The following is an 18,395-nucleotide window of genomic DNA, read 5'->3' on the forward strand; positions in this document are numbered from 1 at the left end:
TAGCAGCCCTGCCAAGTGGGCGGTAGCGATGAACCTGTTAAGGAGCGCACTGGCATGAACATCAAAATCGAATGCGGGGAAATCGAAACCCGCGCCGGACAGCGGCCCGGAATGATGATCGCCGAACTAACAGAGGTGTCACTGCTGGATTTCGACGGCAAAAAGGTTCTCAACCAGCTGGACATCAGAGACGTCATGGAATGGCTTTCTGAGCAGGGCTACACAATTCATCAGGAGAAAGCAGCGTGAGCGACGACGATGCAGCGTTTATTGAATTCATGAAGGGTGCGCTTGGCGACCTGTCCGACCCTATGACATACGAGCAAGCCGCAAAGGATGCGATTGCCGATCACCGCACGGAACGCCAGTTTGAAATGATGGGAGGCATGAATGAGCGTCTATAAGGCGATTAGCGCTGTAGCCAAAGAAATGGCGGAGAAAGGCATTAGCAAGGACCGCAAGAACGTGCAGCAGAACTTCCAGTTTCGCGGCATCGATCAGGTTTACAACGCTCTGGCGCCAATGCTGGCAAAGCACGGGCTGGTAATCTTGCCCCGAATTACAGAGCGCACCGTAACTGAGCGAACCACACAGAAAGGCGGCGTCCTGTTTTACGTTGTGGTGAAGGCTGAGTTCGATTTCGTTGCCACTGAAGACGGCAGCATTCATACCGTGACGACATACGGTGAAGCCATGGATAGCGGCGACAAGGCGACCAACAAGGCTATGTCGATCGCCTACAAGTACGCAGCGTTTCAGGCTTTCTGTATTCCTACGGAAGAAACCGCAGTTGATCCTGATGCAGAAGTTCACCATGTGGCGCCACAACAAAAAGCCAAGCCTGCGCCGGATGCAGCGCTGGCGGCGTTCACTGAAGCTGCAATGAAGAAAGCAACACTGGAAGAGTTGAAACAGGCGTTCGCCAAAGCATGGCAGATGCTTGATGGCACGCCAGAGCAAGCAAAGGCGAAGGAAGTTTACGAAATCAGGAAATCTGAACTGGAAGGAGCAGCAGCATAATGCCAATCAATGTGATCATAATTTCCGGAAACGTCGGCAAGGATGCCGTTTTGCGCGTCACCCCGAACGGCAAGCACATCGCCACCTTCTCTCTGCCGGCCAAATCTGGCTTTGGCGACAAAGAGAAAACCTCCTGGCTGCAGTGCAAAATGTTCGGCGCGATGGCCGAGAAATTAACTCAGAGCATCACCAAGGGCGCGAAGGTTACGGTAAGCGGTGAGTTTGTTCTTGAAGAGTGGGATCGCGATGACGGCAGCAAGGCGTCTATCCCCACAATTCTGGTTCGTGACATCGACCTGCCACCGAAACAAGCGGGAAACTGAGCGCCATCGAATCAGCCGCAAGCTCGTGGGCAATCTACCGCACCTGAATACGACGATTCGATCCCCTTCTGATTTAACCCACCAATAAGGCAGCAACCATGAATATCACCGATAAATCGGCGGTGCCCGCACATCTGAACCGATGCGACAGTCATGGCCTGCCTTTCTTTGGGCCGGATTGCTGGCGAGCGGGAATGCTGAGAGCAAAAATCAGCCGCTCAATTCTCTCATGGGAAGAGCATCAAGCCTTGCGAGAGCTAAAAACCGTACAGGAAAAGGAAGAATTCTACGAAGAAGCGATGGAGCGCAAGAGGTTTCGCCAGCAGGTTCGGCTGACCGCCTACTACCCTGCCCGACCGATATTTAAACAGGTCGTGGACAATAACGCCGCATATCCGGAATGGGCTGATAAGCACTTCCATGGCGACTAGCAGATTAATCGACGCTGGCCTGTACCCGGTTGGCGAATGAGGGGAAAGAGTGATGAGTGAAACACAAGTGGGAATTATTAATATCAAAAACAATGGCGGCACTTACCTGATTGAAGGTTCCACGCTTCCGGTATTCATTGATGAAGAAAATGTACTCTGGGCGCGCGAACATTACTGCGCAGATGACGAGCCATGCGATCACCCGCTCGAAGATCTGAAATCTGATGGCGTTGTTTTCGAGCTGAAATTCATTGCTGCGGAGGTGAGGTGATGAATGCAGAAAAACTGAACCAGCTTATTGATCTGGCTGATAAGTACGATTATAAGCCCGATGAAATTCATCGGTGCAATCTGAATGAGTTTGTTGCAGGTAATGCGTCGCTTATCTCTGCTATGTGCAAAGATTACTCAGCCTTGCAGCAGAAGCTGGATGCGGTGCTGGCGGAGAATGTGGCGCTGAAATCTCCAGAAATGGTCGAGTTTCTTCGCCTTGTTGAATGCATGACAGGTGACCACGCGGATTCAAATTATGGCGCATCTCATGAATGGATTCGTCATATATTCGCACAGGGACAATCTTTTGAAGAAAAGTACGGTGACACTCCATGGGGCGTTACCTCAAAGAGCAAATATGTCGCCACTGACGCCATCCTCAACGAGGTGCGGGCGGAGGGCGTAGAGATGTTTGCTGCTGAGCGTGAGGAGCTGCGCAAGCATTACGTAGCGAAAAAGGACAGAGAGATGGCGGTAAGTGCCGACCATTGCGCTATGGCGGCATTCGCATTCGCTGAGGAACTCCGCGCCAGAAAAGTAGGTGGAGCCAACCATGACTAACCAGCAACTAAAAGCACGTTGCGAAGACGTTATCGCCAATCCGCAAGACCATCTGGATTGGGTGGTGGATATTGCGAGAGTGGCGCTGGCGAGGCTGGAGGCGGTGCCAGCTGATAGAGTTGTCGATGATGGTTGTAATCAACACAATGGCGAGGTGCAGGTAAGCGACAAAATAAATTATGTCTGGCCTGTCGGTACTCAGTTTTACACCGCGCCGCCGGTGCCAGAACTGAAGCCGATTGATTTAACATCGTGCCGGAATTTGTGGTACGACCACGATGATTTATCTGCTGAGGTTAAGTGTATACCCGTCAAAGATATCAAAAAGGCAATCCGCGCCGCAGGTTACGAGGTGAAATCATGATGACCGAGGAGCAACAACGCGTCGCTGATTGGTGCGCCGAAGAGTTGGCGCGCTACGAAAACCATAATCCAGCAACAGATTTAGACCAGATACTGATTAAAACAATGCGCATCGCACTTGCCACACTCACCCAGCCTGCAAGCCCGGATTTTAAGCTGCCTGATGGCTGGGTGGCGGTGCCGCGTGAAGCAACGATTGAAATGATTGAGTCAGGCTGGACCTATTCTGTACTGGAGAAGAACGCAACAGCAAAAGGCACATGGGCTTGCATGGTTGCAGCAGCACCCGCTGTTCCACACACAGCACCAATAGAGCCTATATGTGCCACAGGTGGTGCAGAGTGGGTGAAGCTTGAGGATGAGCTGCCGAAAGATGGGTCGTGGTGCATAGCCATTGAAGAAGGTGATTTCGCTGGCGATGTTGTTTATTGGGGTAATGGGGAGTGGCGGAGTGAATTTGGCAGAGATGAGTATACCCATTGGATGTATCACCCAGCGGCTCCGGAGGAAGAATGATTAGTGATGAGAGGTTGGAGCAATTCGCTCACGATAAGCGCATGTGCAATGTCACTGAAGAAATCGTATCGATGGCGAAGGAGTTGATAGCGATGCGCAAGGCGTTTAGTGAGCCGGCGGCTTGGGTTAATCGCACGGACGTTGAGCAATTTGAACCGCACATACTTGCCAAAAGAAGCAAAAGCCTTGCGTGCACGCTGCCGCTCTACCGCAAACCCATCGACAGCGCCACTTGAGTGCTCACCTACCGATAGCAGTAAAGTTTCTTATGGGTTAGTCGATGATTTATCCTGTCATAATATTCTGACCAATCAAAAGGAATGCAAACGATGGCAAGTTTCCAAAAAATTGATATATCCATTAATGGTGTGAGCTATCCCGACGCTTACGGCAGGCATGTTGGTAAGCCAGAATGGCGTGAGTCAATTATTGTTATTGAGAGAGAGGGTGGTGAGATAGCTCACTTAGAAGCCATCCCGCTGGATAGCGTCGTTGACGTTCAGGATACAGGTTTGCCGGGAACATTCTCTGGCGAGTATCAGTATATCGGTGGAAATTACCGCCAATACATATTCAGACTAAGCAATCAAAAAATCTAACCTGCTCCGGCAGGTTTTTTTACGCCCAAATTTTGGAGATAAATCATGTCTGACGAACTCGACCAAGCCTCAGAACTAGAAATGCTCAACACGCAAATTGCGCTGGCTAACCGGCAGAGGCCGACGATGACATTCACAGGTCTATGCCAGAACGGCGACTGCGGCGAGAAAGTGGATAAGGGCTTCTTCTGCTGCCCTGAATGCAAAGATGATTATGAGCGCATTGAGCGTGCTCAGCAGCACAGAAAGGTGGCATGACGCCGCAGACTGAAAACGCGTTAAGGGCCGTAGCGCGTAAGTGCAGAACGGAAATACTCACCGCCATTGACGGCAAGCCCAAATCAGAACACGACCGCATCATCACCACCCTGCTTGATAAGCACGCCAAAACCATTAACTGCCTGCCGCCTAGCACGTTCCGGCCCAAAGCCTGGTTGACGTATTACGTGCGCAAAATTGATAAGGAGATTCACAATGTCAGTTGAATTAGTAGATAAGCGCCGCGCCGGTGAACGCATAAGCGGCCTAGGATTGCCAAACGGAACGTGGTTTAAAGTGCTCGCCATTCCCGGCATGGAAAAGCTGGTAGACACGCAGCACACCAATGATCCATTGAGCGTTACCCCAGCAAAAGCCAAGAAAATGGCCGACCTGCTGGAACCATGGACACCGCCCGATGGTTGGTGCAATGGAAATGACCGCGAAGCCCACGCCAGAATGAAAAATTACCTGCTCGAGTTTTTCCGCAACTGTAACGGCTTCCGCTCTTACTAAGCCCCCATCCCATTAACCTTTATCGCGCTCTGCGTGAGGAGTTGTTATGTCTGAAGTAAGCATATTGGATATGTGCTGCGGTTCGCGCATGTTCTGGATGGATAAGCAGGATGACCGCGCCGTATTCACCGACCGCCGCGCGGAGCAGCATGTGTTGTGCGATGGGCGAACGCTTCAAATCAGCCCGGACATCATCGCAGATTTCCGTGCACTCCCATTTGCTGATAACACTTTTGCTCAGGTTGTTTTCGATCCGCCACATTTGCAGCATGCCGGCGAAAATAGCTGGATGCGTAAGAAGTACGGCGCTCTGGATAAATCGACGTGGCCAGAAGATATCCGCGCCGGTTTCGCGGAGGCATTCAGGGTGCTCCGTCCACACGGCACGCTGATTTTCAAATGGAATGAGACGCAGATTCCGGTACGCAAGGTCATCGCCCTAACCGACCATAAGCCAACAATCTGGCAGCGCACAGGAAAGAGTGACAAAACACACTGGATTCTCTTCCTGAAACCAGCAGCATGACCACCACCTGCGAAGACATCACCCCGGCTGAGGTCATCATCGATTTCAGCCTTCTCGCTGCAGTAATCATCGCTTTTATCCTCGGCAAACCACCTAAGGAGTGAGTGTGGCCATATGGTCACATTTGCTCTAGCTGGGTGGGATTGTTGCTATATACCGACATTGGAGAATTCAATTATGGAATTGCGCGAAGACACGCTCGTTGACCTGAAATTCATCATGGCCGATACTGGTTTCGGCAAGACCTACATTTATGACCGTGTAAAAGACGGCACCCTCTGCAAGCCAATCAAAATCAGCGGACGCTCTCGCTGGAAATATCGCGATCACCTGGAGTTCAAAAACAAGCTAATTTCCGGCTGCGGCGGGTAAAATGCTGGGTAAAGAATTCTTCCAATCTGAAAAAACCTATATGGTGCAACTTGTTAGGTGGTGGATTAGACGTCTGCAGGGGACACCAGATTTTCATCGTTCTCCCGCCTAAAACAGCCATCTCGCCAGAGCAAGTGTCAGTCCAGCGGTGCTCATTATTCCCGCCACAATCCATTTCGTTTGCTGGTTAATCGCCTGATGAAGATCGCTTTTAGTGGCGTAATTCGATTTGATCACCGCGATATCCGTTTTCATTTCATGAATATCCGCTTCCAGCTTTGATACGCGCTTTTCCATGTTCACTCCTTGATTAGTTATTCACTTAAAACAACCAGCGAGCCAGTGCCAGCGTCATGCCCGCAGTACTCAGCATCCCAGCGATTATCCATTTTGTCTGCTTACTTAACTCCTGATGAATTCTCCCAATATCCTGATGCACTTTGCCAATCTCCTGATAAAGATCGCTTTTGGTGACGTAATTCGATTTGATCACCGCGATATCCGTTTTCATTACTGCCATATCGGTTTTGATATCGTCAATATCCGCTTCCAGCTTTGACACGCGCTTTTCCATAATTACAGCCTCTTGTAACTTGTCATTGTAATCAATGTGATAGATTAAATTTCCTGCAAAGCATCCTACTCCAAAATCCATGAAAAAAATGCCTCACCGAGTTTGAGAATGCCTAATTGAGAGATGTGTTCAGAAAAAAAAAGGGGTTCTTGCAGCCGATTACAACGTTTTAAAAGTGAGATCGTAATCAGACTTGATCGTGGCGCCATGCCGATGGCGTCACGCCATGCAGCTGACGGAAGCGGTTACTGAAGTGACTCGAGGAGTGAAAACCGCAGCGCATTGCGATTTCTGTTAGCGTTAAACGGCTGAATTTCAGCAGCTGCAGCGCAGCATCCATGCGGCGACGCATCACATATTGATGCGGGGCCTCGCCAACGCTGCTGCGGAACATGCGGGCAAAATGGTATTCGCTCAGCGCCGCTTCGGCTGCAAGTTGCGCCAGCGTTAATGGCTGATCGAGCTGCGCATCGATATACGCCATGACTCGCCGCAACACGGCGGGCGCCAGTCCGCCACGCACCTGCGGCGCTTGCCATTGCACATCGCTGTAGCGTTGCAGCAGATGCGTCATCAGCAACGTTGATGCGCTGCTGAGCATCAATTGGTTCGCCGGCTGTTGCCAGTCGGTGCTCAGCAAGAAGTGGCGATAAAGTTGGGTGATGCGATCGTCCGCCGCGAAGATCTTTTCATGCAGATTGAGCTGCGACGGACTGCGATCCCAAATCTGCTCGCCCAAATGCCGCAGATGTTCGTCGGTGCAATAGAGATGCACAAACGACAAATCGGCGCGAATATCCCACACCGATTCTACCCCGCTGGGCATCAGGCAAAAGCGATCCGGGCCGCCGCCGTTGCGCCAGCCGTTTTGGGTTTTATGCCAGGTTTCATAGCCGTCGGCGGTATACAGGCTCAGCGTGTGATGATCGCTAAGATTGGTGACGCGATCGCCGCTGTTAAACCAGGCCGCCAGCTTAATGCCGCTCGACAACTGCACACTGTCGCGCAGCTGCGCTTTGTGGCGCTGCAGCATGTTGAAGGTCTGGTAATCGGCCATGGTTCATATCACTCGAAGTTCATGAGCGCCCAGTGTACGGATCTCCGCAGACAGAAAACAGGTCACAGCCGGACACAGAAGTAAAAAGCGCAAGATTTTGCAATTGCCGCGCAAAAACGTGCAAGCCGCAGGTTGCTTTTCACGCCACACTGCGCGCCAGATTATGTCGGAGAGTGCGCTATGAATGTGATGTTATACCTTGCCGTGGTGATGATTTGGGGAACCACATGGATTGCCATTTTCCTGCAGCAGGAAGCGGGCGATACGCCCGTTTTGGTGGCGGTATTTTGGCGTTTCTTACTGGCGTCGCTGATGATGCTGGTGATCCTCAAACTGCTGCATCGGCTACGAACGCTGGATAAACGCGATCATCTGTTTTGTCTGCTGCAGGGCTGCTGCGTGTTTGGCTTCAACTTTGTCTGCTTCTATCATGCTGCCGTGTGGATCAGCAGCGGACTCGAGTCGGTGATATTCTCGATGGCCGTGCTGTATAACGCGTTTAACGGCTGGATCTTCTTCCGTCAGCGCCCATCGTTTCGCCTGTTGCCAGCGGCGGTGCTTGGCCTGGGCGGTATTGTCGCACTGTTCTGGAATGATATTCAGGCGGCGCATCCGGCTCCACAGTTGCTGTGGGGCGTGGGCCTCAGCGCGCTTGGCACGCTGGGCTTCTCCTTCGGCAATATGATTTCGCTGCGCCATCAACGCCGTCAGCGTGATGTGCTGACCACCAACAGCTACGCGATGCTGTATGGCGCTTTGGTGATGGCCGCACTGGCATTAATTAACGGCGATTCGCTGGCGCCAGCGCTGAATATGCAGTGGTTAGGCGCGATGAGCTACCTGGCGATATTTGGTTCGGTCGTGGGATTTGGCGCCTATTTCACGCTGGTGGGCCGTATTGGTGCCAGTCAGGCCGCTTACAGTACTTTGCTGTTCCCGCTGGTGGCGCTAACGCTCTCCACGCTTTACGAAGGTTATCACTGGCAGAGTAATGCGATTGTCGGGTTGGTGATGATTCTGGCGGGGAATATGGTGATGTTTGTGCGCTGGCCGACGATGGGGCGATTACGGACCGCATAAATAACGAGAGCGGGCATTGCGCCCGCTCTTTTGTTCCTCTAGCGCCAGCCCTGAACGCCGATATTGAGCTGGTGAGGTTTAGTTATGGCTTTTCTGGCAATCCAGTAAAGCAGGACGCGTTCATCATCTTTGTCGCGGTCGGCCATTGCCAGTAATTTCAGCGACAACGTGGATTTATTCACTGGTTGATGCTCATCGCTTAACTCGATCACCGCCTGACCGATAATGCAGCAAACCTCATCCTCATTTGACGCGGATTCATATGTTCGGTCTTTCATATTTCCTCCTTTTGAATGAACTTTAAGCCTGGCAAACATCCACAACTTTGCAGGCGATATGGCGTGATCGATACAAACACTTACAGATGGTTACCCGTAGCAACCGCTACGGCTTAAATGACATCACTTACTGTCATCACAATGTCATTCATACCCGCTTAACTGCATTTCGTTCCACCATCCGGTTCATTCACGCCTCTGTATCCCCCGCACGCGCGAGAGCAACTTATTATCTCCACAGATTCCGCTTTCTCGAGTGAGAGATAAAAATGACAACAGCAACCCCCGCGAATGACCAACGTACCCGCATGCTCACCCTTATCGGCACTATTATCACCCAGTTCGCTTTGGGCTCGGTTTATACCTGGAGCCTGTTTAACGGCCCGCTGGCAAATAAGCTGAATGCGCCGATCAGTGAAGTGGCTTTCTCGTTCGGTTTACTCAGTCTTGGCCTGGCGATTGCGTCATCGCTTGCCGGGAAATTGCAGGAGCGCTTTGGCGTGCGCAACGTCACCATCGGTGCGGGCATGCTGATGGCGGTAGGTTTCTGGCTGACCGCGCATGCCGATAATCTGATGATGCTCTACCTCAGCGCGGGGATTCTGGTGGGATTGGCCGATGGCGCCGGTTATCTGATGACGCTCTCTAACTGCGTGAAGTGGTTCCCGGAGCGCAAAGGGCTCATTTCCGCCTGCTCGATTGGTGCGTACGGTTTGGGTAGCCTCGGCTTTAAATTCATCTGCGGCGCACTGCTGAGCGCACAAGGTCTGGAGAATACCTTCATGATCTGGGGCGTGCTGGCGATGAGCATGATCATTGTCGGCGCGTTGCTGATGCGTGACGCACCGATACAGAAGAACAGAGGTAATACGCAGCTGGAAGCCAAAGATTACACGCTGGCGCAATCGGTGCGTTTACCGCAGTACTGGATGCTGGCGCTGATGTTCCTCACTGCCTGCATGAGCGGCCTGTACGTGATTGGCGTGGCGAAAGATATCGGTGAAGGCATGGTGCATCTGAGCGCGCAAACCGCCGCCAATGCGGTCACGGTGATTGCGATTGCCAACCTCAGCGGCCGTCTGATTCTTGGCGTGCTCTCGGATAAAATGGCGCGCATCCGCGTGATTACGCTGGCGCAAATCGTCTCGCTGGTGGGCATGAGCATTTTGCTATTCACCCATATGAGTGAATCGACCTTCTTCCTCTCCTTAGCTTGCGTGGCCTTCAGCTTCGGCGGCACCATTACCGTGTTCCCATCGCTGGTCAGCGATTTCTTTGGCCTGAACAACCTGACCAAAAACTATGGTCTGATTTACCTGGGCTTCGGTATCGGCAGCGTGCTGGGTTCGCTGGTTGCTTCCGCCTTTGGCGGCTTCACCGTCACCTTCAGCCTGATTATGACCTTGCTGGTGATTTCGCTGGTGTTGTCGCTGAGCATCCGTCTGCCAAATCGCCAAAACGTGGCAGAACCTTTACTGCATAATTAAGTTCGCTGGGATGCCGCATTAATACGCGGCATCCAATTTCTCCACAATTATTCCACAATAAAACGTTAATTGAGAACCACTATTATTAAGCCTTGCCTTTCGGAGTAATCTCGTTATTATTATCAGGCATTCAGCTTATTCCGATTGGTTTATTTTACCCCGCGACTTTTTTAGCATTTAATTGACACACTCCGTAATACATTCCGTAATAACTCTACATTTCCTGCATCTTCACTCCACTATTCCCCTGTAATCTGGCGTCATTGGAACAGAGGAGGACTCTCCATGAAGAAAGTGATTAAGCTTGCATCGGTTGTAGCCATTATGACGATGTTGAGTGGCTGTATTATCGATCATCATCGTGGAGGCGGCGGCCCAGGCTGGGGCCATCATGGTGGTGGCGGCGGCTGGCATCATGGGCACGGCGGTCATGGACACCGCAGATAGTTGGGCAAAGCACACACAGCAAATAATAAGAAAATAAAAAGGGCGGGAAATTATCCCGCCCTATTTTTTTAGCTTTTTACCGCGTAATTACATTGATACCAGGCTTTCTTAAGTCCGGGCAAATGGCTATTTTGCGACGGCAGTGATTCCACCTTATCAAATCCACGCTGGCTGCAATAATTCGCAAGGTCGATCTCCATTGCGTCTTTATTCAGCGTGTGCGGATCGTAACGATACTGCACGGTATTTGAGCTGGTATCTTCATCAACACGCTCAAATCCTCCTGGTTTGCTGACGCTACAACCTGCCAACATAAAAAGCGCCAATGTGCTAATAAGCATTTTTTTCATTAGGGTTTCCTCTTGAGCGTTGCAGTCTAAAAGGCAACGCCGCGCTTATCTATAGGAATAAAGCGCGAAATGTCCGGGATTAGTGAAGCTTTCGCCAATCAAATCGATAAAACCAAACGGTTTCACTTATCAAGGTAAGGGTGCGATTATCTGTTCAGACAAAACGAAGTCTGCACCACACCAGGTGAATTAATAATAAACATACTGATAATGACCTTCATGCCCGCGCTGAGCGGGCTTTTTTTTTTGCCTGCTAACCGGTAAGGCTGACCATCTTACGTAAAAGATTGGCCGCTTGTTTGTCAGGCAATGCGAGAATGCCGCTGTAGAGATCAATCGACATCGCGCACATTGCGCCGCGATCAACCGCGGTATCCGCTGGCATATTCAGCTGTTGCAGCCGATCGCCCCACTTGCCATACAGTTTTTCCACCACGCTTTGTAAATCGCGCTGCGCCGCAGCCTGATCCAGCGGCTGTTCATTGCCGGTACTTTGCTGCAGCAGCGTTTCGAGTGCTTGCGCATCGCGCTGATTCAGTTCCGGTGACAGCACCTGTTGCAAATTGACGCCGCCATTCACCTGCGGATAGAGGAAACGGAAGCAGCGCTGCGGTTCCTGCTGCTGCAACGCCTGCATCTCCTCGACCGAGACGCGGATGTAATCAATGATCGCCGCATCGCTGGCGCGCGTCAGACGCTGATTAACCAGATCCATCAACCAGCCGCGCATATCCCCCAGCGCCTGATTGGCGGGAACACCTTCCAGCCGTTTATGCAGCAGCTCGCGATTAAGCAACTGCCACAATGCGGGTTCCTGAATTTTTAGCAGGCGATAACCGGGCGCAAGGCTGAGTTGGGTTGCGACCTCTTCCATCAGCGCCTGCCGCTCCTGACGTGGATGAAGCCAGCTGAACCACAGTAAATTCGCCAGTATTAGCGGCAAGATAAATAACAGCACGCCTTGCCACAGTCGCAGCGAGGTGGTGCGCACCAGCAGAATAATAATGATCGCCAGCAGCGCGAACGCCGCTAGCGTAATCGGAAAAAGCGAGAGCATCGAGCGGGGTTAATCCTTACGTACATCAATTAAAACGGGGCAATTGGCGCGTTCAATCACCGCAGCGCTGACCGAACCTTTCAGCAGACGATTAAACGGCGACAGATGACGGCGTCCCATGATGATCATGCTGGCATGCAAAAGTGTGGATTGCGCCACAATGGTTTCCGCCGCTTCCCCCGCCAGAATCAAACCTTTTGCCGCCACGCCCGCGCGCAAAAGCGGCGCCAGCGCATGACGCACCACCATTTCGGCGGTGTTCTGCTCATCTTTCGCCGCCACAAAATCATCCGGATCTTCACCGGCATCAATCTCTATCGGTTGATTACAGGAGGAGTAAGCGGGATCAACGCAGCATAGCACCGTGACCTGTGCCTGATGCGCCAGCGCTTGTTCAATGGTCAACGCAATCACTTTTTCCGCCACCGGAGAGTTATCGATGGCCATCAGCAAGGTTTTCATCAGTTGGTTATCCTTCCACAGCGGTCATTTTGCCAATTTCACGAATCAAGGCGTCTTTGCACTTGATGATTTGCTCACGATAATGCGCTTCCTGCTTATGAAAACGCGCGGTCGGCACCAGTAATGAGATGGAGAAGCGGCCAAACAGCGTATCAATGGCGACCGCCATGGTCGAAATGCCCTCCAGCGTCTCACCGCGATCAATCGCCAATCCGCTGGCGCGTACCTCGGCAATCAGCTCCAGCAATTGCGGCAGCGTTTTCACCGTCATCTCGGTTAACTCTTTATAGGCTTCGCCCACCATCACGCGCACATCTTCATCGCTCTCCAGCGCCAGCAACGCGCGGCCGCCCGATGTGCTGTAAAGCGGCAAATTCAGCCCGATGCGCGGCACCACGCGCAGTTCGCGCGAGGCCACCACATAATGCACGATAGCCAGCTGCGTGCCGCTGGCCCGCGCCAGCGATACCGTTTCATTAATCTCTGCAGAGAGTTGTTCGAGGAATGGACGCACGATTTCCACCACGTCGCTGTGCACGCTGGAGATCAGCTTGAGCAGCGCCGGACCAAGACGTAACCCGCCGGCACCGCTGCTGCGCACCAGCTGTGCGCTGTCCAGCGCACCAATAATGCGCTGCACCGTCGAGCGCGGCAGATCAACCACCTGCGCAATTTCACCCAAACTCATGCCGCCGGGATGCTCACCCAGCGCGTTCAGAATTTTTGCCGCACGCGCGATGACCTGAATGCCACCCGCTTTTTCATCCTCACGGCTTGAGGGAAGTTCAACCATGATGCGTTCCTTTTTGGCCTGCCCTACTTTAACGCGAATGATCGCACTTTTACACCCTGTATCACATTGCAATACAGCATATCGATATGTAAGATGCCATCTGTATCACATCGCAATACACTGCATCAACATCATAACGAGAAGCCTGCTATGAACGCCCAGCCCATTGCGGCTCCGGCCCCCCATCCGTTTACTCTGCGCCTAGCGCTGGGATTGGTTGGCGTGCTGATTGCCGCGCTCACATCAGGATTAAACGATCGCGTCACCGATATCGCGTTAGCCGATATCCGCGCTGCCATCGGCATCAGTTACGATCAAGGCAGCTGGATCATCTCCGCGTATCAGGCCGCTGAAGTGGCGGTAATGATGATTGCGCCCTGGTTCGCCGTCACCTTTTCGCTGCGCCGCTTTGCGCTCACCGTCTCCGCTGGTTTTATGCTGAGCGGTCTGCTGCTGCCGCTGATGCCTAACGCCACGCTGTTTATCGCCTTGCGCGTGGTGCAGGGGTTATTTGGCGGCGCGCTGCCGCCAATGCTGATGACCGTTGCGCTGCGCTTTCTTCCGCCGCCGATCAAATTATACGGTTTAGCCGGATATGCGCTGACCGCCACTTTCGGTCCGAATATGGCCGCTTCGCTGGCGGCGTTCTGGACCGATGACGTCAGCTGGCTGTTTGTCTTCTGGCAAGTGGTGCCCGCAATGCTGATTGCCATGCTGCTGATTAGCTGGGGTTTGCCGCAGGATCCGCTGCGCCTTGAGCGTTTTAAACAGATCGACCTGTTCGGCATGCTGACCGGCTGCTCCGGTATGGCGCTGTTGATTCTGGCGCTGACGCAGGGCGAGCGACTCGACTGGCTCGAATCGCCGTTATTCTGCGGCTTATTATTCAGCGCGCTGGCGTTGCTGACTGTGTTCTTTATTAATGAATGGTTTCATCCGCTGCCGCTGTTCAAATTGCAAATGCTGGGGCGGCGCAATCTCGCGCACGGCTTGCTGGTGCTGGCGGGCGTGCTGATTCTGTCGCTGTCAGGTTCGGCGTTGCCGTCGGCCTATCTGGCGCAGGTGCAAGGCTTCCGCACGCTGCAGTTCGCCCCGCTGGCGTTGACCATCGGATTGCCGCAATTGCTGATCGCGCCTTTTGTTGCCGCGCTGCTGAATGTTCGCTGGGTGGATTGCCGCTGGATGTTGACGACGGGCGTAGCGCTGTTGGTGACGTCCTGCCTGATGGGCATGCACATCACCACCGATTGGGCGCGGCAGAATTTCTGGCTGATTCAGATTTTGCAGGCGTTCGGACAGCCCATGGTGATTTTGCCGGTGCTGATGAGTGCCACCAGCGTGGTTGCACCACCAGAAGGCCCCTTTGCCTCGGCGATGTTCAACACGGTGCGCGGTTTCTCCAGCATCGCCGCCAGCACGCTGGTGGAATGGTTTATCAGCCACCGTGAAAAATTCCACTCCAACGTGCTGGTCGATAGCGCCGCCAGCCGTTCATGGCTGATGACGGCGCCGAACAGCGCACAATCCAGCAGCAGCGTGCCGTTGCTGCCGGACGGCAGCGTCAGCAGCGCGGAAAACCTCAGCGGCTTCGCCACCTTGCTGAAACAGCAGGCGATGGTGCTGAGCCTGAGTGATTGCTACCAGATGCTGATTGCCTTCGCCGCCCTGCTTTTACTGTTAACCGCCTGGTTGCCAAAACGCGTGTGGCCACCACAAACACTGATTCAACCTGTTACGACGACGTCGAGATAATTGATATGCAAGCTTTTGCTTTGAAGAGAACGGTGCTGTTGAGCGCCTTATTACTGGTGTTATTAGCGATGGCTTTTTTTGTCTGGTCATCAATGACCGGCAACGATCACCGCACCACCGATGCCTACGTGAATGCCGATTACACGCTGGTTGCACCGAAAGTTTCCGGCTACATCGCCAGCGTCAACGTGCAAGACAACCAGCGCGTGAAGGCCGGCGAACTGCTGGCGACACTCGACGATCGCGATTACCGTGTGGCGTTAGAGACCGCGCAGGCCAATTTGCAGGTCAGCGAGGCGAAGCGTTTGAGTAGCCAGGCGCAGCTGGAACAGCAGCAATCCACTATCGACCAGGCGAAGGCCACGTTAGCGGCGAGCCAGGCTTCAGCGCAGTACGCCGGACAAAGCGCCGCGCGTTACAACCAGCTGTATAAAAGTGGCACCATCGCCGCAGACGATCAGCAAAAAGCCAACTCAACGCAGCGATCCGCTTCGGCTACCGTCCGCCAGAGCGAAGCGGCGCTAGCTTCCGCCGTCCAGCAAGTTGGCGTGCTACAAGCTGCGGTGCGTCAGGCCGCTGCCGATGTCGCTGCCGCGCAGGCCAGCGTCGATCAGGCGCAGCTCAATCTTTCCTACACGCGGATTGTGGCGCCGGTGGATGGCATGGTCGGTCAGCGTTCGGTGCGCCTCGGCGCCTACGTTAGCGCAGGCACGCGTTTGCTGGCGGTGGTGCCGCTGCAGCAAACCTATATCACCGCTAATTATCTGGAAACGCAGCTGGCGGATGTGCAGCAAGGGCAGAAAGTGAGCGTGAAGGTGGATGCCTTGCCGGGCAAGGTATTTAGCGGTCACGTCGACAGCATTGCTCCAGCTACGGGCGCGACCTTTTCCGCCATTTCGCCGGACAACGCCACCGGCAATTACACCAAAGTGGTACAGCGTTTACCGGTGAAAATTGTGCTCGATGAAAACCAGCCGGATCTGGCCAAACTGCGCGTGGGAATGTCGGCGATACCGGAGATTGAGACCCGCTGAAAATGTGAGCAATATCTCAGAAGCGGCCTATTTATTTTTGGGACAAATCCGCGTAAATTAGCCCTCGATCCTGTTTCGGGCTTGCCTGGAGCGACCTGAGAAGAAAGCGTGTAGCGATGATGAACTCCACCTTTCTCTTATTCTGTTCGGGTTACGCGGGTTTGGGATCGCCCGCCGGGTAGCCGCTCAGAGGAGTTGTTTTGTGAGATACGCTTTGATGGGAATTTCTTTCTTCCTGTTGCTTTGGGTCGGTACTTTTGTACTGATGCTGTAGAGCCGCCAGGCGGGGCGACGCTGAGTCGCCCCACTTAATGGTTATTCCTCTTCTTCTTCCAGCGCTTTCACCGTTCCCGGCAAAATGCCATCGGCACGGAACATCGATTTAATCCCCCGCACCGCCTGACGAATACGATCGCTGTTTTCAATCAGCGCGAAACGCACGTGGGTATCCCCGTAATCACCGAAACCGATGCCCGGCGAGACGCACACTTTGGCCTCCTGCATCAGTAATTTGGCAAACTCCAGTGAGCCAAGATGCGCGTAGTGATCGGGAATTTTCGCCCAGACGTACATCGACGCCTTCGGCAGATCGACCATCCAGCCCGCTTCGTGCAGGCCTTTCACCAGCACATCACGACGGCGTTTGTACTGTTCAGCAATATCGCGCACGCACTGTTGATCGCCTTCCAGCGCCGCAATCGCTGCGACCTGCAGTGGCGTGAAGGTGCCGTAATCGTGATAACTTTTGATGCGCGCCAGCGCGGAGACCAGCTCTTTGTTACCGACCATAAAGCCGATGCGCCAGCCCGCCATGTTGTAGCTTTTCGACAGGGTAAAGAATTCTACCGCCACATCACGCGCGCCTGGCACCTGCATAATCGACGGCGCTTTCCAGCCATCGTAGGTGATATCAGCGTAGGCGAGATCGTGGATGACCAGCACGTTGTACTGCTTCGCCAGCGCGATGACGCGCTCAAAGAAGTCGAGCTCAACGCATTGCGCTGTAGGGTTCGACGGGAAGCCGAGAATCATCATTTTCGGTTTGGGATAGCTTTCGCGAATCGCCCGCTCCAGCTCGTTGAAGAAATCAACGCCCGCTACCAACGGAACAGAACGCACCTGCGCGCCGGCAATGACCGCGCCGTAAATGTGAATTGGATAGCTGGGATTCGGCACCAGCACGGTGTCGCCGTGGTCGAGCGTGGCCAGCATCAAGTGCGCCAAACCCTCTTTGGAGCCGATGGTGACTATTGCTTCCGATTCTGGATCGATCTCTACCTGATAACGGTCTGCGTACCAGCGCGAAATCGCGCGACGCAAACGGGGAATACCTTTCGAGGTTGAGTAACCGTGCGTGTCTTCGCGCTGCGCCACCTGGCAGAGTTTTTCGACGATGTGCGGCGGCGTGGGGCCATCCGGATTGCCCATCGAAAAATCGATGATGTCTTCGCCGCGCCGACGCGCAGCCATCTTCAATTCAGCGGTAATGTTAAAAACATACGGGGGAAGGCGTTCAATACGCGAGAAACGACGGGGTGTGCTGTTATCAGCCATGATGTCCTCTGGTTTACGTAAGCGCCCGGACCGTCCGAGCGACGTGGGTCACTGTGGTGACCGCACCAAGAACATAACGCGCTGATAACAAGATTGTCGAGAGCAGACGGAAATTTTTTTAATGTTGCGGATTCAAGCGGCCAAACACCCAATCGCTTACCCATTGGCCGTTTAGCAGATAATTATCCCGCAACGTACCCTCAAGTACGAAACCATTCTTCTCAAGAATGCGGCGCGACGGCCAATTCCCCTCAATCACCATCGCTTTCAGCTTATGAAATTCTGCCTGTAGCAAAAACTGGCACAGCGCGTCGAGCGCTTCACTGCCATAACCCATTCCGGTAAACGCCGCGCGCAGCATGTAACCCACTTCGGCCTGACGATAAGGATGCCACTCGGCGCTACAGCCAAACAGGCCAATCGGCTCGCCGGTTTCCCGGATGCGCGCCACCAGACACAGCATATGAAAACTGCTCGCCTGCCATGGCGCCAGACGCTCAGTAAAGCGTTGACGAATATCGTTTTCATCCGGGATTTCACTGACCCACGTCATGGTCGCGCGGTCCTGATGTACCGCTTTGAAAATCCGCCAGTCTTCAGGTTGAAGCCGACTGAGGGACAAACGTGGCGTGAGTAATTGCATGGCTAATCTCCCCTTTTTATCCGGCAACATAGCAAACCGGCGTATTGACAACCAGCGATCGGCGCACGC

At 53.4% G+C, this 18,395-nt stretch carries 31 protein-coding genes; 21 read left to right on the forward strand and 10 right to left on the reverse strand.

All coding sequences use genetic code 11. The features are described 5' to 3' along the window. The first annotated feature begins 54 nt into the window (after positions 1-54). The 16 genes from KVT28_RS13180 to KVT28_RS13255 all read left to right on the forward strand — a co-directional run bounded on the left by KVT28_RS13180 (position 55) and on the right by KVT28_RS13255 (position 5,758). The gene (locus KVT28_RS13180; protein ID WP_217548877.1) at positions 55-249 is read left to right on the forward strand and encodes a thioredoxin reductase; all 195 of its coding nucleotides are present in this window, start codon (positions 55-57) and stop codon (positions 247-249) included. Continuing rightward, a complete protein-coding gene (locus KVT28_RS13185) occupies positions 246-404 on the forward strand; it encodes a hypothetical protein (RefSeq protein ID WP_217548879.1) in 159 nt (52 codons plus the stop codon). The genes KVT28_RS13180 and KVT28_RS13185 overlap by 4 nt, the downstream gene beginning before the upstream one ends. After that, complete coding sequence (locus tag KVT28_RS13190) at positions 391-1,020, forward strand: ERF family protein (RefSeq protein WP_217548881.1); 630 nt, start codon at positions 391-393, stop codon at positions 1,018-1,020. The genes KVT28_RS13185 and KVT28_RS13190 overlap by 14 nt, the downstream gene beginning before the upstream one ends. Further along, entirely contained in the window at positions 1,020-1,343 is a 324-nt protein-coding gene (locus tag KVT28_RS13195) for a single-stranded DNA-binding protein (protein ID WP_217548884.1), read from the forward strand. Before KVT28_RS13190 ends, KVT28_RS13195 begins: the two co-directional genes overlap by 1 nt. A 98-nt stretch (positions 1,344-1,441) precedes the next feature. After that, on the forward strand, positions 1,442-1,774 hold the full coding sequence (locus KVT28_RS13200; RefSeq protein WP_217548886.1) for a hypothetical protein: 333 nt from the start codon (positions 1,442-1,444) through the stop codon (positions 1,772-1,774). A gap of 52 nt (positions 1,775-1,826) precedes the next feature. Further along, on the forward strand, positions 1,827-2,045 hold the full coding sequence (locus KVT28_RS13205) for a hypothetical protein (RefSeq protein ID WP_217548889.1): 219 nt from the start codon (positions 1,827-1,829) through the stop codon (positions 2,043-2,045). Then, the gene (locus KVT28_RS13210) at positions 2,045-2,608 is read left to right on the forward strand and encodes a hypothetical protein (RefSeq protein ID WP_217548891.1); all 564 of its coding nucleotides are present in this window, start codon (positions 2,045-2,047) and stop codon (positions 2,606-2,608) included. Before KVT28_RS13205 ends, KVT28_RS13210 begins: the two co-directional genes overlap by 1 nt. Then, the gene (locus tag KVT28_RS13215) at positions 2,601-2,972 is read left to right on the forward strand and encodes a hypothetical protein (protein WP_217548893.1); all 372 of its coding nucleotides are present in this window, start codon (positions 2,601-2,603) and stop codon (positions 2,970-2,972) included. The genes KVT28_RS13210 and KVT28_RS13215 overlap by 8 nt, the downstream gene beginning before the upstream one ends. Next, positions 2,969-3,487: a DUF551 domain-containing protein gene (locus KVT28_RS13220; RefSeq protein WP_217548895.1), complete on the forward strand. Its 519-nt coding sequence runs from the start codon at positions 2,969-2,971 to the stop codon at positions 3,485-3,487. Before KVT28_RS13215 ends, KVT28_RS13220 begins: the two co-directional genes overlap by 4 nt. Then, entirely contained in the window at positions 3,484-3,723 is a 240-nt protein-coding gene (locus KVT28_RS13225; RefSeq protein ID WP_217548897.1) for a hypothetical protein, read from the forward strand. The genes KVT28_RS13220 and KVT28_RS13225 overlap by 4 nt, the downstream gene beginning before the upstream one ends. 93 nt (positions 3,724-3,816) lie before the next feature. Next, complete coding sequence (locus tag KVT28_RS13230; RefSeq protein ID WP_101763962.1) at positions 3,817-4,086, forward strand: hypothetical protein; 270 nt, start codon at positions 3,817-3,819, stop codon at positions 4,084-4,086. Between the two features lie 45 nt (positions 4,087-4,131). Then, positions 4,132-4,344, forward strand: a complete 213-nt coding sequence (locus KVT28_RS13235) for a hypothetical protein (protein ID WP_101763961.1) — start codon at positions 4,132-4,134, stop codon at positions 4,342-4,344. Continuing rightward, positions 4,341-4,571, forward strand: coding sequence for a hypothetical protein (locus KVT28_RS13240; RefSeq protein ID WP_217548899.1), 231 nt, complete (start codon positions 4,341-4,343; stop codon positions 4,569-4,571). Before KVT28_RS13235 ends, KVT28_RS13240 begins: the two co-directional genes overlap by 4 nt. Then, entirely contained in the window at positions 4,561-4,860 is a 300-nt protein-coding gene (locus tag KVT28_RS13245; protein ID WP_217548901.1) for a hypothetical protein, read from the forward strand. The genes KVT28_RS13240 and KVT28_RS13245 overlap by 11 nt, the downstream gene beginning before the upstream one ends. Positions 4,861-4,906: 46 nt before the next feature. Then, positions 4,907-5,386: a class I SAM-dependent methyltransferase gene (locus KVT28_RS13250; protein WP_217548903.1), complete on the forward strand. Its 480-nt coding sequence runs from the start codon at positions 4,907-4,909 to the stop codon at positions 5,384-5,386. A gap of 177 nt (positions 5,387-5,563) precedes the next feature. Continuing rightward, positions 5,564-5,758 carry an AlpA family transcriptional regulator gene (locus KVT28_RS13255; protein WP_064739444.1) on the forward strand — a complete coding sequence of 65 codons (195 nt, stop codon included), beginning with the start codon at positions 5,564-5,566 and terminating at the stop codon, positions 5,756-5,758. 108 nt (positions 5,759-5,866) lie between these two features. Here KVT28_RS13255 and KVT28_RS13260 read toward each other — a convergent pair whose 3' ends face one another. The 3 genes from KVT28_RS13260 to KVT28_RS13270 all read right to left on the reverse strand — a co-directional run bounded on the left by KVT28_RS13260 (position 5,867) and on the right by KVT28_RS13270 (position 7,389). Then, positions 5,867-6,055, reverse strand: coding sequence for a hypothetical protein (locus tag KVT28_RS13260; RefSeq protein WP_110866538.1), 189 nt, complete (start codon positions 6,053-6,055; stop codon positions 5,867-5,869). 25 nt (positions 6,056-6,080) lie between these two features. After that, entirely contained in the window at positions 6,081-6,413 is a 333-nt protein-coding gene (locus KVT28_RS13265) for a hypothetical protein (protein ID WP_254633535.1), read from the reverse strand. Between the two features lie 106 nt (positions 6,414-6,519). Further along, on the reverse strand, positions 6,520-7,389 hold the full coding sequence (locus KVT28_RS13270) for an AraC family transcriptional regulator (RefSeq protein ID WP_137386227.1): 870 nt from the start codon (positions 7,387-7,389) through the stop codon (positions 6,520-6,522). A 180-nt stretch (positions 7,390-7,569) separates the two neighbouring features. Between KVT28_RS13270 and KVT28_RS13275 the strand changes: the two genes are divergently transcribed. Then, a complete protein-coding gene (locus KVT28_RS13275) occupies positions 7,570-8,469 on the forward strand; it encodes a DMT family transporter (RefSeq protein WP_217548905.1) in 900 nt (299 codons plus the stop codon). Between the two features lie 38 nt (positions 8,470-8,507). On the opposite strand, the gene KVT28_RS13280 is transcribed toward KVT28_RS13275, so the two are convergent. After that, on the reverse strand, positions 8,508-8,747 hold the full coding sequence (locus tag KVT28_RS13280) for a hypothetical protein (protein ID WP_008101313.1): 240 nt from the start codon (positions 8,745-8,747) through the stop codon (positions 8,508-8,510). A gap of 269 nt (positions 8,748-9,016) precedes the next feature. On the opposite strand from KVT28_RS13280, the gene KVT28_RS13285 reads away from it, so the two are divergent. Beyond that, complete coding sequence (locus tag KVT28_RS13285) at positions 9,017-10,234, forward strand: MFS transporter (RefSeq protein WP_217548908.1); 1,218 nt, start codon at positions 9,017-9,019, stop codon at positions 10,232-10,234. A gap of 515 nt (positions 10,235-10,749) precedes the next feature. Here KVT28_RS13285 and KVT28_RS13290 read toward each other — a convergent pair. From KVT28_RS13290 to KVT28_RS13305, 4 genes are all read right to left on the reverse strand, one after another. Beyond that, complete coding sequence (locus KVT28_RS13290) at positions 10,750-11,031, reverse strand: membrane lipoprotein lipid attachment site-containing protein (RefSeq protein ID WP_110866534.1); 282 nt, start codon at positions 11,029-11,031, stop codon at positions 10,750-10,752. Positions 11,032-11,284: 253 nt separating this feature from the next. Next, positions 11,285-12,088, reverse strand: coding sequence for a hypothetical protein (locus tag KVT28_RS13295; RefSeq protein WP_110866533.1), 804 nt, complete (start codon positions 12,086-12,088; stop codon positions 11,285-11,287). 9 nt (positions 12,089-12,097) lie between these two features. Continuing rightward, a complete protein-coding gene (locus tag KVT28_RS13300) occupies positions 12,098-12,550 on the reverse strand; it encodes a universal stress protein (RefSeq protein WP_101763602.1) in 453 nt (150 codons plus the stop codon). 7 nt (positions 12,551-12,557) lie between these two features. Then, on the reverse strand, positions 12,558-13,343 hold the full coding sequence (locus KVT28_RS13305; RefSeq protein ID WP_008101326.1) for an IclR family transcriptional regulator: 786 nt from the start codon (positions 13,341-13,343) through the stop codon (positions 12,558-12,560). 150 nt (positions 13,344-13,493) lie between these two features. Between KVT28_RS13305 and KVT28_RS13310 the strand changes: the two genes are divergently transcribed. The 3 genes from KVT28_RS13310 (at position 13,494) to ypdK (ending at position 16,403) form a co-directional block, all read left to right on the forward strand. Then, complete coding sequence (locus tag KVT28_RS13310; protein ID WP_217548910.1) at positions 13,494-15,095, forward strand: MFS transporter; 1,602 nt, start codon at positions 13,494-13,496, stop codon at positions 15,093-15,095. Between the two features lie 5 nt (positions 15,096-15,100). Then, entirely contained in the window at positions 15,101-16,129 is a 1,029-nt protein-coding gene (locus tag KVT28_RS13315; RefSeq protein WP_217548912.1) for an HlyD family secretion protein, read from the forward strand. A gap of 202 nt (positions 16,130-16,331) precedes the next feature. Further along, complete coding sequence (gene ypdK, locus KVT28_RS13320) at positions 16,332-16,403, forward strand: membrane protein YpdK (protein ID WP_099686956.1); 72 nt, start codon at positions 16,332-16,334, stop codon at positions 16,401-16,403. A 41-nt stretch (positions 16,404-16,444) separates the two neighbouring features. On the opposite strand, the gene alaC is transcribed toward ypdK, so the two are convergent. Beyond that, positions 16,445-17,683, reverse strand: a complete 1,239-nt coding sequence (gene alaC, locus KVT28_RS13325) for an alanine transaminase (RefSeq protein WP_008101332.1) — start codon at positions 17,681-17,683, stop codon at positions 16,445-16,447. Positions 17,684-17,801: 118 nt separating this feature from the next. Next, the gene (locus KVT28_RS13330) at positions 17,802-18,326 is read right to left on the reverse strand and encodes a GNAT family N-acetyltransferase (RefSeq protein ID WP_101763598.1); all 525 of its coding nucleotides are present in this window, start codon (positions 18,324-18,326) and stop codon (positions 17,802-17,804) included. Positions 18,327-18,395: the final 69 nt, after the last annotated feature.

It is taken from the genome of Pantoea sp. GbtcB22 (assembly GCF_019091025.1).
Classification (GTDB): Bacteria; Pseudomonadota; Gammaproteobacteria; order Enterobacterales; family Enterobacteriaceae; genus Pantoea; species Pantoea leporis.

What these genes read in the sequence shown, in the direction of transcription:
- KVT28_RS13240 (WP_217548899.1), top strand. Translation starts at nt 4,341, where the DNA reads ATGACGCCGCAGACTGAAAACGCGTTAAGGGCCGTAGCGCGTAAGTGC.
- KVT28_RS13235 (WP_101763961.1), top strand. Translation starts at nt 4,132, where the DNA reads ATGTCTGACGAACTCGACCAAGCCTCAGAACTAGAAATGCTCAACACG.
- KVT28_RS13200 (WP_217548886.1), top strand. Translation starts at nt 1,442, where the DNA reads ATGAATATCACCGATAAATCGGCGGTGCCCGCACATCTGAACCGATGC.
- KVT28_RS13265 (WP_254633535.1), bottom strand. Translation starts at nt 6,413, where the DNA reads ATGGATTTTGGAGTAGGATGCTTTGCAGGAAATTTAATCTATCACATT.
- KVT28_RS13260 (WP_110866538.1), bottom strand. Translation starts at nt 6,055, where the DNA reads ATGGAAAAGCGCGTATCAAAGCTGGAAGCGGATATTCATGAAATGAAA.
- KVT28_RS13305 (WP_008101326.1), bottom strand. Translation starts at nt 13,343, where the DNA reads ATGGTTGAACTTCCCTCAAGCCGTGAGGATGAAAAAGCGGGTGGCATT.
- KVT28_RS13275 (WP_217548905.1), top strand. Translation starts at nt 7,570, where the DNA reads ATGAATGTGATGTTATACCTTGCCGTGGTGATGATTTGGGGAACCACA.
- alaC (WP_008101332.1), bottom strand. Translation starts at nt 17,683, where the DNA reads ATGGCTGATAACAGCACACCCCGTCGTTTCTCGCGTATTGAACGCCTT.
- KVT28_RS13215 (WP_217548893.1), top strand. Translation starts at nt 2,601, where the DNA reads ATGACTAACCAGCAACTAAAAGCACGTTGCGAAGACGTTATCGCCAAT.
- KVT28_RS13230 (WP_101763962.1), top strand. Translation starts at nt 3,817, where the DNA reads ATGGCAAGTTTCCAAAAAATTGATATATCCATTAATGGTGTGAGCTAT.
- KVT28_RS13220 (WP_217548895.1), top strand. Translation starts at nt 2,969, where the DNA reads ATGATGACCGAGGAGCAACAACGCGTCGCTGATTGGTGCGCCGAAGAG.
- KVT28_RS13295 (WP_110866533.1), bottom strand. Translation starts at nt 12,088, where the DNA reads ATGCTCTCGCTTTTTCCGATTACGCTAGCGGCGTTCGCGCTGCTGGCG.
- KVT28_RS13250 (WP_217548903.1), top strand. Translation starts at nt 4,907, where the DNA reads ATGTCTGAAGTAAGCATATTGGATATGTGCTGCGGTTCGCGCATGTTC.
- KVT28_RS13285 (WP_217548908.1), top strand. Translation starts at nt 9,017, where the DNA reads ATGACAACAGCAACCCCCGCGAATGACCAACGTACCCGCATGCTCACC.
- KVT28_RS13310 (WP_217548910.1), top strand. Translation starts at nt 13,494, where the DNA reads ATGAACGCCCAGCCCATTGCGGCTCCGGCCCCCCATCCGTTTACTCTG.
- KVT28_RS13245 (WP_217548901.1), top strand. Translation starts at nt 4,561, where the DNA reads ATGTCAGTTGAATTAGTAGATAAGCGCCGCGCCGGTGAACGCATAAGC.
- KVT28_RS13180 (WP_217548877.1), top strand. Translation starts at nt 55, where the DNA reads ATGAACATCAAAATCGAATGCGGGGAAATCGAAACCCGCGCCGGACAG.
- KVT28_RS13330 (WP_101763598.1), bottom strand. Translation starts at nt 18,326, where the DNA reads ATGCAATTACTCACGCCACGTTTGTCCCTCAGTCGGCTTCAACCTGAA.
- KVT28_RS13315 (WP_217548912.1), top strand. Translation starts at nt 15,101, where the DNA reads ATGCAAGCTTTTGCTTTGAAGAGAACGGTGCTGTTGAGCGCCTTATTA.
- KVT28_RS13280 (WP_008101313.1), bottom strand. Translation starts at nt 8,747, where the DNA reads ATGAAAGACCGAACATATGAATCCGCGTCAAATGAGGATGAGGTTTGC.
- KVT28_RS13290 (WP_110866534.1), bottom strand. Translation starts at nt 11,031, where the DNA reads ATGAAAAAAATGCTTATTAGCACATTGGCGCTTTTTATGTTGGCAGGT.
- KVT28_RS13190 (WP_217548881.1), top strand. Translation starts at nt 391, where the DNA reads ATGAGCGTCTATAAGGCGATTAGCGCTGTAGCCAAAGAAATGGCGGAG.
- KVT28_RS13300 (WP_101763602.1), bottom strand. Translation starts at nt 12,550, where the DNA reads ATGAAAACCTTGCTGATGGCCATCGATAACTCTCCGGTGGCGGAAAAA.
- KVT28_RS13205 (WP_217548889.1), top strand. Translation starts at nt 1,827, where the DNA reads ATGAGTGAAACACAAGTGGGAATTATTAATATCAAAAACAATGGCGGC.
- KVT28_RS13210 (WP_217548891.1), top strand. Translation starts at nt 2,045, where the DNA reads ATGAATGCAGAAAAACTGAACCAGCTTATTGATCTGGCTGATAAGTAC.
- KVT28_RS13195 (WP_217548884.1), top strand. Translation starts at nt 1,020, where the DNA reads ATGCCAATCAATGTGATCATAATTTCCGGAAACGTCGGCAAGGATGCC.
- KVT28_RS13225 (WP_217548897.1), top strand. Translation starts at nt 3,484, where the DNA reads ATGATTAGTGATGAGAGGTTGGAGCAATTCGCTCACGATAAGCGCATG.
- KVT28_RS13270 (WP_137386227.1), bottom strand. Translation starts at nt 7,389, where the DNA reads ATGGCCGATTACCAGACCTTCAACATGCTGCAGCGCCACAAAGCGCAG.
- KVT28_RS13255 (WP_064739444.1), top strand. Translation starts at nt 5,564, where the DNA reads ATGGAATTGCGCGAAGACACGCTCGTTGACCTGAAATTCATCATGGCC.